The sequence below is a fragment of the Acinetobacter wanghuae genome (assembly GCF_009557235.1).
Taxonomy (GTDB): Bacteria; Pseudomonadota; Gammaproteobacteria; order Pseudomonadales; family Moraxellaceae; genus Acinetobacter; species Acinetobacter wanghuae.
Genome location: NZ_CP045650.1, coordinates 2,167,190 through 2,180,408, shown reverse-complemented (window position 1 = coordinate 2,180,408; position 13,219 = coordinate 2,167,190). Strand labels below are relative to the sequence as shown.

Here is a 13,219-nt window from a genome sequence, read left to right as displayed (position 1 = left end):
GGAGGCTTTTTATGAATCTTTTATTTTTTAAGACTGTGGACGCGCGACATCACCGCTTAATGCTTCAGGCAAGGCAAGCACAGTCACGCCAATTTCCTCTAGCGCTTCAGGTTTTGCAACCACCAAGGCTTTATAGCCGCCCTCAATCGCAATGCTATTGACGACTTGCACATTATTATGGAGTTGTGCGCCAACATTTGGTGCAGCATCTGAGCCTTGAATCACATGTAACCATGCTTTTGGTTTTGCTTTAAACCATAAACGTGCAATGACTTCTTGACCCAAGTAGCACCCTTTGTCGTAGTGAATGCCTTCACGTTGATGTAATCGCAGTTCTTGTGGTTGGAACAATTTTGAACTTGCTGCTTGAATAAAGGCTTGACCAGACGCAATGGCAGCCAAACTCCATGCATGAATATCGGTTGCTTTAGCACTAAATGTCGTTTGATGACCATCAATATTTGGATATACCGTACCTGTATCTTCAAGCTTCATTTTTGAAAATGCACCAAACTTTTTCATATGTTTGGCAAAGTCTTCTGCTTGATCGCTTGTGGTCACAATCTCAAAGCTTTCGCTATTGATTTTGGTCAGCCATAAGCCAAACAAAATGCGACCTTTCAAATTACAAATCGCAGTATAACGTGTTGTATTTTCAGCAAGTCGTTCCACATGAAGTGTTACTTGACCTTGTAAAAATTTCTGTGCGTCTACACCGTTTAGCGTAAAAGAGGAGAAAGCTAATTCGCTCATGAATGACCTATTCGTATATGTTTTAAGACTAAAGAATGAGATCAATTTTGCGCTATTTTTCAAAAAAAATCACATTTTGCAGCCCAAATTATCCCAATGAACAACAAAATAGGCTAAAAAAATTCAAATACACTAGTAACCATATGATAAATAAAAGATTTGGGAAATGGTGTTTTGACAGTGTACTATGCCTGAACAAACAGGGTGAAACATCCATAAAAAACAGCGACAAAGAACAAATTGAATGACTCAGGCAGGAACGCTATGAACAATAACTACCGTAAACCACTCCAAGGAACCGAGCTTGAATATTTTGATGTGCGTCAAGCCGTTGAAGATATTCAGTCAGGCGCGTATGCGAAACTTCCATATACCTCAAAAGTGCTTGCAGAACAGTTGGTACGCCGTTGTGACCCTGCTATTCTAGAGCAGTCATTACGTCAATTAATTGAAGTCAAACAAGAGCATGATTTTCCGTGGTATCCAGCACGTGTGGTCTGTCATGACATCCTAGGTCAAACGGCCTTGGTTGACCTTGCGGGTTTACGTGATGCCATTGCTGAACAAGGTGGCGATCCATCTAAAGTCAATCCTGTGGTGCCGACACAGCTCATTGTTGACCACTCGCTCGCAGTTGAATTCGGTGGTTTCGACCCCGATGCCTTTGCAAAAAACCGTGCTATTGAAGACCGTCGTAATGAAGATCGTTTTCACTTTATTGAATGGACGAAAACCGCGTTTGAAAATGTCGATGTGATTCCTGCGGGCAACGGCATCATGCATCAAATTAACTTAGAGAAAATGTCTCCTGTCATTCAAAACCGTGGTGGTATTGCGTTCCCTGATACCTGTGTGGGTACAGATTCACACACACCACATACCGATGCATTGGGCGTGATTTCGATTGGTGTCGGTGGCTTGGAAGCTGAAAACGTCATGCTCGGTCGTGCATCATGGATGCGTCTACCCGATATTATTGGGGTTGAACTCGTTGGACAACGCAAGCCGGGCATTACCGCAACCGATATCGTATTGGCTTTAACCGAATTCTTGCGTAAAGAACGTGTGGTTGGTGCTTATCTTGAATTCTTTGGTGAAGGTGCAGACAGCATGTCGGTGGGGGATCGTGCGACCATCTCCAACATGACCCCTGAATATGGCGCAACGGCTGCAATGTTCTATATTGATCAAAACACCATTGATTATTTAACACTGACAGGTCGTGAGCCTGAACAAGTAAAATTGGTTGAAACCTACGCCAAAGAAATTGGGCTTTGGGCAAGTGATATGACAGCGGCACAGTATCCGCGTGTGCTTCGTTTTGATTTATCGACTGTGACCCGTAACATTGCAGGACCGTCAAATCCACATGCACGTGTGTCAACATCGGACTTAAAAGCGAAAGGTATTGCAGGCAATTTAGAGGCAGCACGTGCGCAAGAAGCTGAAGGTTTAATGCCCGATGGCGCAGTGATTATCGCAGCGATTACCTCATGTACCAATACTTCCAACCCGCGTAATACGGTTGCGGCAGGCTTACTTGCACGTAAAGCCCTTGAATTGGGTTTAACGCGTAAACCGTGGGTGAAATCATCATTTGCACCAGGTTCTAAAGCGGCAGCATTGTACCTAGAAGAAGCAGGTGTTTTAAAAGACTTAGAGCAACTCGGTTTTGGTATTGTGGCGTATGCATGTACCACTTGTAATGGTATGTCGGGCGCGCTAGATCCAAAGATCCAGCAAGAAATTATTGACCGTGATTTGTATGCCACTGCGGTACTGTCGGGTAACCGTAACTTCGATGGGCGTATCCATCCACAAGCGAAGCAAGCGTTCTTGGCATCTCCGCCGTTGGTGGTCGCTTATGCCATTGCCGGTACAATTCGTTTTGACATTGAAACTGATGCGTTGGGTACAGACAAAGCAGGCAATCCAATTTATCTCAAAGACATTTGGCCATCTGATGAAGAAATTGATGCACTGGTAAAAGTCGCAGTGAAGCCTGAACAGTTCCGTCAAATTTACATTCCAATGTTTGATTTGGGCGTGAATGAGAAGGCAGCAAGTCCACTGTATGACTGGCGTCCGCAAAGTACTTATATTCGCCGCCCGCCGTATTGGGAAGGGGCATTGGCTGCACCGCGTACTTTAGCCAATATGCGTCCATTGGCAATTTTGGGCGACAACATCACTACAGATCATTTATCACCATCTAATGCGATTGTGCTTGATAGTGCATCGGGTGAATATTTGAAAAAAATGGGTTTGCCTGAAGAAGACTTTAACTCGTATGCAACGCACCGTGGCGATCACTTGACCACGCAACGTGCCACTTTTGCCAACCCGAAATTGTTTAATGAAATGGTGGTTCGTTCTGACGGTACGATTAAGCAAGGGTCTAAAGCACGTGTTGAGCCTGAAGGCGAAGTGATGCGAATGTGGGAAGCCATTGAAACCTATATGAACCGTAAACAGCCTTTGATTGTGATTGCAGGGAAGGATTATGGTCAGGGTTCAAGTCGTGATTGGGCGGCTAAAGGTGTACGTCTTGCAGGTGTGGAAGCCATTGTTGCGGAAGGTTTTGAGCGTATTCATCGTACAAATTTGGTCGGTATGGGGGTGTTACCGCTTGAGTTTAAAGCAGGTGTTGACCGTAAAACGTTAAAACTCGATGGTACGGAGCTGTATAGCGTGATTGGGAACATTGCACCACGTTCGACCTTAACTTTAGTCATTGAGCGTTCAACGGTTGACGGCAAGAATGAAATTGTAAAAGTGCCTGTCACTTGTCGTTTAGATACCGAAGAAGAAGTGTCTGTGTATGAAGCGGGTGGGGTGTTACAACGCTTTGCACAGGATTTCTTGGAAGGGAATGTTTAAGAATCTCCCCTAACCCCTCTTTACGAAAGAGGGGAAACCCCCTCCTTTTTTAAAGGAGGGTTGGGGAGGATTAAAGTTATTGATATTGTTTAAAAAACACTCTAATGTGAATTGGAGTGTTTTTTATTTGGGGGAGTGTATGAATGAAGTGATAGTAAATTTATGTGATGCTTTAGATGAGCTTTCAGAACATGTTTTAGGATGTTGGAATGATGATCGGGTATTAAGAGATGTATATGGATGGGCACATCCTCCATTAACAAGGCATGATTTAGCAGATATCCCTTTTAAAATAGCAGAAAGTATTCGAGCGTTAAAACTAACTAATATTGATGAAGAAACTCAAAAACAGTTAGAGGAATTACCATCTCGATTGCAGTTGATGTACAGTGAGACTGTGCCACATATGTTCAATGGCAATGGACCGCAAGCAATCCCTGTTTATTTTTCTACACTTGATTGGATTAGACAAATCATCTCACCTTTAATGAGTTGGGAAACATTACAAGATAACAAAGCACTGCCAAAAGCATTATCGAGTCGTTTAAGAAGTATTCAAACAGAGTTAGATAACTTAATTCCAAATAAAGATTTATTATCTGATCAAATACAATTAATAAAGGATGCTACAGAAGCGGCAGAATCATTACCTACAGACTTACATAATCTGAAAGAAGCAAGAGCAAAAGTTACAGAAATTCATGAGGATTCATCTTTTGATAGAAAGAAAATTACAGAACATAAAACTTCTGTAGAGGCTCAGTTAAAATCTATTATTGAACTAAATGAACAAGCTAAACAGTTGATAAAAAATTGTGAAGAGGCATATCGTATTACAACGACAAAGGGCTTGGCTTTAGCTTTCGATCAAAGGGCTTCAAGTTTAAAATGGTCAATTCGTTTATGGGTAGGTGGATTATTATTTGCATTAGGCGTTGGAGCTTGGATTGGTCATCAGCGTATTCAAGTATTAACTACGTCACTTACTGAACCAAATCTGAATTGGGGGATTATCTGGATTCAAATAATTTTATCTCTTACTAGTGTTTTAGCTCCATTGTGGTTTGCTTGGTTAGCGACTAAACAGATTAGTCAGCGCTTTAAACTTGCTGAGGATTATGACTTTAAAGCATCTGTTGCCAAGGCATATGAAGGCTATAAAAAAGAAGCAGCAAAAATTGATCCAGAGTTTGAAGCTAGACTATTTAATGTGGCGCTTACTAGACTTGAAGAAGCACCCTTAAGGTTAATGGATTCAAATAATCATGGTAGCCCAACTCATGAGATTATCGACAAAACTGGTTTAAATAAAGTAAGTGAAAAGATTATTAATAAGGTTGAAGATGTTATTGATTCTATAACACCTGCGAAAGCGAGTAACGATAGTTAATCTTTTTCGCCCAACTGCCACAATCCCATAACAAAAAGGTCAATCTAAGTTACAGACGACTTGTCTATACTCGTTCAACCATTTCTAAAACAACATGGAGAACGAAAATGGTAATAGCTGGCTCTAAACCCGGAACAGGCTTCTATTTTTGTATTCAGTGCGGACGCCGCGCTTATTTAGAAATTGGTACAGACCGTTTACCCCCGTGTACCAAGTGCCATGGCAATGAATTTAAAAAATAATATTGCCTAAGCCACACAACAACTAAAACAGACACCCCCTGTTTTAACCAAAAGCCCTATTACTCCATAGGGCTTTTTTGTTAGCCTAATATCATAAAATTCATAACAATGATGGGGCGCGTAGCATGGAAACAATCTTAGGTTTATGTATTGGTATTGGACTGAGTGCAGCCTGCGGTTTTCGCGTATTTGTGCCTTTACTGGTCATGAGCGTGGCATCCTTGGTCGGTTGGTTTGAACCCATGAAAGGTTTTGAATGGCTTGCGATACCATCGGTATGTATCGCATTAGCGGTGGCAACAGTCTGTGAAATTGCTGCGTACTATGTTCCTTGGGTCGATAACATCTTAGATACGGTTGCAACACCTGCGGCAATGGTGGCAGGCACATTAACCACCATGGCAGTGAGTAGCGGGGAAATGTCTCAGTTTGCCAGTTGGGCAGCAGCAATTATTGTCGGGGGCGGAACAGCAGGCGCAGTGCAAATGAGTACCGTCGCGGTTCGTGGTTTATCGACGGCAACAACAGGCGGTTTAGCCAATCCTGTGGTGTCGACAGGCGAATGGATGGGCGCATTGCTGCTTTCAATATTGTCCTTTTTAGTGCCGGTTTTAGTGGTTATTGTGGCTGTCATCGCACTGATTTGGGCGGTACGTTGGATACGCATCAAGAAACAACAAAATCTCAATCATTCAGTGAGCTAAAGATTAATCTCATCTTGAAGATAACATTGATATGCCGCTTAAGCTGTGCCAAGACCATTAAAAATCAATAAGGAATAACAAGATGATGAAAAATAAAATGAGCGGCATCATGATGGTGATCATGCTCGGACTTTTGGCACAAACAACAACAGCAAAAGAAGTGCTCAGTGCTGAACAAATCCAATTACAAAAGGACACTGCGCGTTTTCAAAGTTATATTCCAAAATATTACAGCCTATTTAGTGCTGTACATGGCGATTTAAACAAAGATGGTCTTAAAGATACGGTACTCATTGTGAAAGCAGCTGACCCGAAAAAGGTGGTGCGCAATCGCTTTGATGAAGTCGTAGATCGTAATCGCCGTGGCATCATTGTGCTGTTGGGGCAGAAAAATAAAATCGCATATCAAACGCTGGTCAAAAATTTAAACTGTTTTAGTTCCGACCAAGAAGACGGTGGGGTGTATTTCGCGCCGGAGTTATCTTCTGAAATTAAAAACGGCATTTTAGAACTTCATTATGGACATGGTCGCTACGGCTATTGGGGCTATAAATTCCGTATTGAACACAATGATATGCGATTGATTGGTTATGACCATTCAAGCAACTACGGACCTATGGTCGAGTCATTCACCAGTCTCAATTTCATAACGGGCAAAAAACTGTATAAAGACAATATTAACAAAATGAATCCAGAGCAGCCTGAACGCTTTAAAGAAACATGGTCGAATATTCAAATCGCACCGATGTATTTATCAAAGATTAAAGACTTTGATGAAATTTCATTTGAATAACGCCGTCGTGCAACATTGGCGCAAAAATTGCTAAATAGATCTAAAGCACAGCATGATCTTTATCCAGTGGGATATTTTGATGCATCACAGTGCATATTTGAGTAATTAAAAGAGAGCCGCAGCATGGACATGACACATCAAAGCGCAGAATCCAACACATTGACGAAATCCTCGCACCTCTATGCAGCATGGCCGTTGTTGTTTGTGCCTTTTTGTGGTGTCGTGGGTTTAGCTTATTTTGCACTCGCTTATGTCATTAATATTAAGGTACTCAGTTCGCCACTTTCAAAAATGAACAAAGTCCTTGCAACCATCATGTCGGGGATGTGTGCATTAAGTGGTTGGTGGTTTACCGCACAGTGGTTACAGACCTTATAAAGGCACATTTTTTGGATAAAAATTTCCAAAAAGATGTCTTTTTAAGAAATTAAAAAGCTTAAATAAAGCAGTTTGATCGTATTTTTTCATTTACACCTATGTTTAAGAAATAATTTTTCAAAAATAGTCAAAATTAAAAAAACAAAGGAAATTAATCCCACAGCGCTTTGGCTACTATAGATCTCAAGGGTGTGATGGGATCGAAAAGAGTAGCATGCTGTGAGCGGCGCAAAACGCGAGTGCAGTACGAACCCAAAAGGTCTCGATTCGGCTTAGGACGCTATAGACCACAAGTTTATAGGCTATAAGATCAAGTCTTACCAAGATTGATAGTTGAAGTAAACCATAATCAGTTTTCCCAACCCCTTAAAAATTTCTTGATAGAATAATAAAATAAAACAGACTTTCGAATAATATGCACACTTTCTTATGATGTTCATCATTCAAAACCCATCCTGATCGTCTTCATCTTGTCATTCATCTCTCTAAAACTGAAAAATTCAAAGCACGATTGACAGCCTGCATTCACCTTGTTATTTTGCGCTTTTTCGCCCATAGCGCATCTCCCATGCCATTAGATAAAAGCTTTGTTTATACGCCACCGCAAGGCGCCTTAAAGATTCTGTTTGAAGATGATGATTTACTGATTATTGATAAACCTGCAGGATTATTGTCAGTGCCAGGACGTTTGCCAGAACATCATGACAGTGCTTATTTACGCGTACTCGCTCAATATCCGAATGCCAAAATTACCCATCGTTTGGATATGGCAACCTCAGGCATTCTCATGTTTGCCAAACATCGTGATGCAGAAGTCGCGATTAGTAAAATGTTCCAAGCACGCGCGGTCTCTAAGCAATATATTGCATTGGTGCAAGGGCATGTCATTGAGTCGGGGAGTGTGGATGTGCCTTTAATCACGGATTGGGAGAATCGTCCGCGACAAATGGTGCATTTTGAATTGGGCAAGCCCTCTAAAACGTTGTATCAACCACTGACATACGATGCCGAAGATGACATCAGTCGGGTTTTGCTTACGCCCATTACCGGACGTTCACATCAGTTGCGGGTACATATGATGCACATTGGACATCCCATTACAGGTGATCAGATTTATCATCCTGAACCCTATAAAAGTCAGCTAAAACGTATGGCACTGCATGCAAGTTCTTTAAGCTTTCAACATCCGATGTTAAAACAAGCAATTGATATTCGAGCCAATCCTGAGTTTTAAGATGTGAACTTCAGTTTTGCATAAAAACAGTTGAAGTTCGCTCCGATACCATTCAGCCTTTATTTTTGTTATTGCAGCAAAAATGGCGATTTAAGTGTGAGTAAATGTTACAAAAGACAGGGTGAAAACTGCTATGAAGATCACTCTTTTTTCAATAAATTTATCTTAAATAAGCAAAATTTCTGCTTTATGTTGTGTTGTGTAACTCATGTGTAAATTAAAACAGTAAGAATGATAGCGAGTACTGAAGGTAAGGTTTTGGGTGAATTTATCTTGTTCTATTTATTTTGGTTTTAATGAAAACGTTGAGTATTCGATGTTTTTAGTTTCATTTAAACGCTGTGAACCGCTTTTAGATCAGACATTGTGTGCATTCACTGAATGAATAATACGTTGATGCTATTCCTTTTTTAGTAATACTTTAAAAACAAGAATAATCATTTAAATGTTAATGTATTACTGAAAGAAACATCAGATGATTGGCTTTGAGCTGAGCGCATAGACTGTGTCAAAATTGTAAGATTCATCATGTCACTTTATTTTTACATGGTGCTTTTTTCTTTTTGGGTTTCAATTTTAAATAGGAACGAAGCATGTTGAGTATGGGTTTATTCGTTCTCGTCATTGTGCTGATGATCGCACTGGTTTGGGTGCTTGCTCGGACAAATTCTTGGCGAACTAATCATAAAGTTTTACAAGAAAATCTCGATCACGCACGTATAAAACTGGCCGAATACGAGGCGAAAACCGATGATCTCAATTATGAATTGACGCAACTGCGTGTACAAAGCAGCGGGCTTAAGACTGAACTCAATAAATTCAAAAAATACCAAGATATTTGCGATATTGAACAGTACGTTATGAGTCGACAACTGCAAGCCGACAACTTTGTTGAAGTGACCAAACTGAATGCTTCAATTATGATCGAGGATATTAAAGCTTACATTGAACGGGTCAAAGACTACGTAAATCAATACCAAAAACAAGCTTTATTCGATGTAGATGAGCAGGCAAGAGTAAAATTACAAAGCTATTATAAGCAAGCTGAAGAACAACATCGCTTACAAGAAGTTGTTGCTGCTTTAGAACATAAAGTGCATGGCTACCCGACTGTATTAAATGTATCGGGAAATACTTTAGTCCATCAATTAATTGAAAATTATAGTGAACATGATGCTGCACATCGTCTGGCTCAAATTCGTGCACAGATTCAAACTGCTCAGGATCACAATCAAGTGGCAAGCTGTAATTATGTTGATGATAGCCGCCGTCATAGCACCATTGAGTTACTCAGCATGGCATTTAATACGAAAGCGGATTTATATTTAGCACAGTTAAATGGGCATAACTTGGCTGAGATGTTGCAAGCGCTACAAGATGACTTTGTTTTGATTAATTATAAAGGGATTGATTTAAGCCAAGCTATGATTCAGCAGTCGTATTTAGATTTGCGTTTAGAAGAATTAAAATTCACCGCCATTCTTAAGCAGTTACAGCAGCAACAGACAGGATCAAAACAGCGACAACATGCATAGATATTGTATTCAATCATTGAGCATATTCACACTTCATTATGTATTCAAGCCAAAATTATTTTAATGGCTTATCTCGAATAATCTAAAAAAATACGTTAATCTGAATTGTAGAAAAAAACAGCACTATAATTTTAATAGAACAGGGATTCGCACATGTCTCGTGATTATGAACAGTTTCCAGAAGATGAAAATGGTGAAGTACTTTGGCAAATGCACAAAGATGGTGATGATTTAACAGAACCACATGAAATTGAGTTTTCAATTGCATTTACCACCGAAGAAAATGCCGACCGTTGTGCCTTACATTTACTCAAAGAAGAGCAAAAAATTAGCTTGTTTCAAGATGAGGAGAGCGATCGTTTAGAGTGGGTCATTACGATTTATGTTTATTTAGAACCGTGCTATGAAGATATTGTAGATTTAGAACAATGGTTCACGAAAATTGCCAGTGATTTCCAAGGTGAATATGATGGTTGGGGCTGTATGGCGTATGTCTATGACGATATTGATGATGAAGATATCTTGACGAGTTAATACGATGGATCATAAAAGCTCAGTGCGCTGAGCTTTTTTTGTACCGATCAGAATGCCGCTGATCACTTATGTCATTCGCTTTTCGAGCTTTTCACACCTTAAATGATTGGATTGAAAACGCTCATTTAATTTTTGCCTGCATTTCTCTTGTACAGATAATCATTTTTTACCTATTTATTCTGTTTAGTACGCGTCGAAACTTTAGGTCATTCATTCAACTGATCTAAAAATGTTATAGTCGATCTTTGTACTTATTTTAATTTTTTGAGAATTTTTATGTCCTTACCACACTGTCCAAAATGTACTTCAGAATACACGTATCAAGATGGTGATTTATTGATTTGCCCAGAATGCGCGCATGAATGGAAAGAGGGCGAAGACACCGAAGTACAAGTGGTGATTAAAGATGCCCATGGCAATGCGCTTGCTGATGGGGATAGTGTGACTGTCATTAAAGACCTCAAACTGAAAGGGTCATCTGCTGTGGTCAAAGTAGGCACTAAAGTCAAAAGTATTCGTTTATTACCTGATGCAACGGATGGTCATGATATTGATTGTAAAGTTGAGGGCATAGGTGCAATCAAATTAAAATCAGAGTATGTGAAAAAAGCTTAAATTCACCCTAAAAATGCCTGTGATTATAAAAGGAGACCTCGGTTCTCCTTTTTTTGATTAAACTATAAAGAACCAGCATGTTGAATCGCAGTCTTGGTTGCTTATCTATGATATAAAAATAAAAAATTTCTGCTGAAGATTCACGATGCCGCATATCCACTTAGAATATTCTGATAATTTAACTGAACTTGATCCCAAGCCTTTACTAACCGCCATCCATGAAAAAATGCTAGCAGGCCATTTTGTCCAATCGGCAAAAGAGCTGAAAAGCCGTGCGATTAAACAAAGCAACTATCTGATTGGTTTAGGTGAAGAAAATGATGCGTATTTACATGCCAAAGTTTCAGTTTTAAGTGGTCGTGATGAACCTACTAAAATTGCGATTTCGCAGGAAGTGTTAACTGCGATACAAGAAAGTTTTACACAACCTGAAAATCTGAATGTGCAAATCTGTGTTGAAATCATTGAAATGCCAAAATCAACGTATAGCAAAGTAGCGTTGAGCGCGAAACATTCTATTTAACAGATAAAACAGCCTGAAAATATTCAGGCTTTTTTCATTAAGATCATCTTTACTTGAGCAAAAAAATTAAAACCGTTTAGGGATCTTTTGACCATTTTTCACAGGTGATTCAGCTCGCTTGAGTACCCCAAATAACCACGTTTCTGCATGTTGCACAGCGGTCTTTAAGTTGTCACCAAGTGCTAAACGACCCGCAATGAAACTGGCTAATGAACAACCTGAACCATGATATTCGCCTTCTAAACGTGGGCAACGTGTCTCACTGATTAATTCACCTGAAATATATAAGCGATTTTGAATATAGTCTGGCGTATCTTCATGTCCACCTTTGACCAAAACCGCTTGAGCACCCATTGCAAATAACTTTTGTGTCGCTAATTCCAAATCTTCAATGCCTGTCAAAGCCCGTAGTTCAACCGTATTTGGCGTAATTAAGCTCGCATAAGGAATCAGCGTTTCAAATGCTTTGACCAACGTAGCTTGATGACCTAATGAGCCACCACTGTTTGCAACTAAAACAGGATCAAGCACATAAACATAATCAGGATGTTCTGACAGAAAACCTGCTAAAGCAATAATATTGTCTGTCGTACCCAACATGCCTGACTTTACACAGCGAATAGGCAAATCATTGACCACGGCATTGGCTTGAGCCAGCAGCAAATCTTTTGGAGTCGGTTCAAAGCCGAAGACTTGCTGTGAATTTTGTATGGTCAGCGCCGTGCAAGCAATTGCAGCATGTGCACCACTTTGTCCAACGGCTTCAATGTCTGCTTGTAATCCCGCTCCACCGGAAGGATCTAAACCTGAAAAACACAATACTGTCGGGCGCAAAACCATATCCTTGATTGAATAAACTCGGCTAGTATAGGCAAAATTTTGGTAACACTCGATACTCGTAGAATATTTGAGTGCAGATAAGGTGGAGCACAGTGATAAAAAATCTTTTGATTGATTTAGATGGGACATTAACAGATCCCAAAGTTGGTATTACCACCTCAGCGCGATACGGTTTAGCGAAAGTAGGCTTTCCGATTGCAGATGATGTGAATATTGACTGGATCATTGGTCCACCACTCAAAGCATCGTTGGCACAACTCCTTAATGTTGATGCTCAGGATCTGTTAGCTGAGCAGGCTTTATTAGGATATCGTGAGCGTTTCGCGGTCACAGGTTTATACGAAAATCAGGTTTATCCAAACGTTGCAGAGACTTTGCAAGCGTTGAAAAAACGAGGTTACCGTCTATTTATTGCCACGGCAAAACCAACCATTTATGCGGTACAAATTTTAGAGCATTTTGAACTTGCGCAATACTTTGATCATATTTATGGAAGTGAACTGAATGGTGAACGAACCAATAAAGGAGAGTTAATTCAATATCTGCTTGAAAAAGAAAATCTTAATGCAAATGAATGCTTAATGATTGGTGACCGTGAGCATGATATTTTAGGTGCACGCCGTAATGGTATTGAAACGATTGCAGTGACTTATGGCTATGGTACAGTCGAAGAACATGAGCAAGTAATGCCGAAGCACAGAATTAATGCCTTTAATCAATTACTTGAATTTTTAAAATAATAAATTTTTAGAGGTTGTTATTAATATAGTAATAACCTCTAATTTTTTTAAATATTAA

Annotated in this window: 14 protein-coding genes; 12 read left to right on the top strand and 2 right to left on the bottom strand. The window is 40.0% G+C overall.

What is annotated here, in order from left to right; translation table 11 throughout:
- Window positions 1-27: 27 nt before the first annotated feature.
- Window positions 28-753, bottom strand: a complete 726-nt coding sequence (gene ygfZ, locus GFH30_RS10300) for a CAF17-like 4Fe-4S cluster assembly/insertion protein YgfZ (protein WP_153372357.1) — start codon at window positions 751-753, stop codon at window positions 28-30.
- Between the two features lie 264 nt (window positions 754-1,017).
- Between ygfZ and acnD the strand changes: the two genes are divergently transcribed.
- From acnD to GFH30_RS10245, 11 genes are all read left to right on the top strand, one after another.
- Entirely contained in the window at window positions 1,018-3,633 is a 2,616-nt protein-coding gene (gene acnD / locus GFH30_RS10295; protein ID WP_153372355.1) for a Fe/S-dependent 2-methylisocitrate dehydratase AcnD, read from the top strand.
- Between the two features lie 139 nt (window positions 3,634-3,772).
- Complete coding sequence (locus GFH30_RS10290; protein WP_153372353.1) at window positions 3,773-5,023, top strand: AAA family ATPase; 1,251 nt, start codon at window positions 3,773-3,775, stop codon at window positions 5,021-5,023.
- Entirely contained in the window at window positions 5,023-5,265 is a 243-nt protein-coding gene (locus tag GFH30_RS13530) for a zinc ribbon-containing protein (protein WP_406565750.1), read from the top strand. The genes GFH30_RS10290 and GFH30_RS13530 overlap by 1 nt, the downstream gene beginning before the upstream one ends.
- A gap of 125 nt (window positions 5,266-5,390) precedes the next feature.
- On the top strand, window positions 5,391-5,969 hold the full coding sequence (locus GFH30_RS10280; protein ID WP_153372349.1) for a DUF4126 domain-containing protein: 579 nt from the start codon (window positions 5,391-5,393) through the stop codon (window positions 5,967-5,969).
- An 82-nt stretch (window positions 5,970-6,051) separates the two neighbouring features.
- On the top strand, window positions 6,052-6,762 hold the full coding sequence (locus GFH30_RS10275) for a hypothetical protein (protein WP_153372347.1): 711 nt from the start codon (window positions 6,052-6,054) through the stop codon (window positions 6,760-6,762).
- Window positions 6,763-6,891: 129 nt separating this feature from the next.
- Complete coding sequence (locus GFH30_RS10270; protein WP_227551492.1) at window positions 6,892-7,140, top strand: hypothetical protein; 249 nt, start codon at window positions 6,892-6,894, stop codon at window positions 7,138-7,140.
- A 568-nt stretch (window positions 7,141-7,708) separates the two neighbouring features.
- Window positions 7,709-8,374, top strand: a complete 666-nt coding sequence (locus GFH30_RS10265; RefSeq protein WP_153372343.1) for a pseudouridine synthase — start codon at window positions 7,709-7,711, stop codon at window positions 8,372-8,374.
- A gap of 593 nt (window positions 8,375-8,967) precedes the next feature.
- Window positions 8,968-9,909 carry a hypothetical protein gene (locus tag GFH30_RS10260; RefSeq protein WP_153372341.1) on the top strand — a complete coding sequence of 314 codons (942 nt, stop codon included), beginning with the start codon at window positions 8,968-8,970 and terminating at the stop codon, window positions 9,907-9,909.
- A gap of 153 nt (window positions 9,910-10,062) precedes the next feature.
- Window positions 10,063-10,443: a ribonuclease E inhibitor RraB gene (locus tag GFH30_RS10255; RefSeq protein ID WP_153372339.1), complete on the top strand. Its 381-nt coding sequence runs from the start codon at window positions 10,063-10,065 to the stop codon at window positions 10,441-10,443.
- A 276-nt stretch (window positions 10,444-10,719) separates the two neighbouring features.
- The gene (locus tag GFH30_RS10250; RefSeq protein ID WP_153372337.1) at window positions 10,720-11,058 is read left to right on the top strand and encodes a zinc ribbon domain-containing protein YjdM; all 339 of its coding nucleotides are present in this window, start codon (window positions 10,720-10,722) and stop codon (window positions 11,056-11,058) included.
- A gap of 145 nt (window positions 11,059-11,203) precedes the next feature.
- Window positions 11,204-11,581: a 5-carboxymethyl-2-hydroxymuconate Delta-isomerase gene (locus GFH30_RS10245; protein ID WP_153372335.1), complete on the top strand. Its 378-nt coding sequence runs from the start codon at window positions 11,204-11,206 to the stop codon at window positions 11,579-11,581.
- Between the two features lie 66 nt (window positions 11,582-11,647).
- Here the strand turns inward: GFH30_RS10245 and GFH30_RS10240 are convergent, their stop codons facing one another.
- Entirely contained in the window at window positions 11,648-12,415 is a 768-nt protein-coding gene (locus tag GFH30_RS10240) for a hydroxymethylpyrimidine/phosphomethylpyrimidine kinase (protein WP_153372333.1), read from the bottom strand.
- 98 nt (window positions 12,416-12,513) lie between these two features.
- Here GFH30_RS10240 and GFH30_RS10235 point away from each other — a divergent pair, with 98 nt between their 5' ends.
- Entirely contained in the window at window positions 12,514-13,161 is a 648-nt protein-coding gene (locus GFH30_RS10235) for an HAD-IA family hydrolase (RefSeq protein WP_153372331.1), read from the top strand.
- Window positions 13,162-13,219 lie beyond the last annotated feature (58 nt).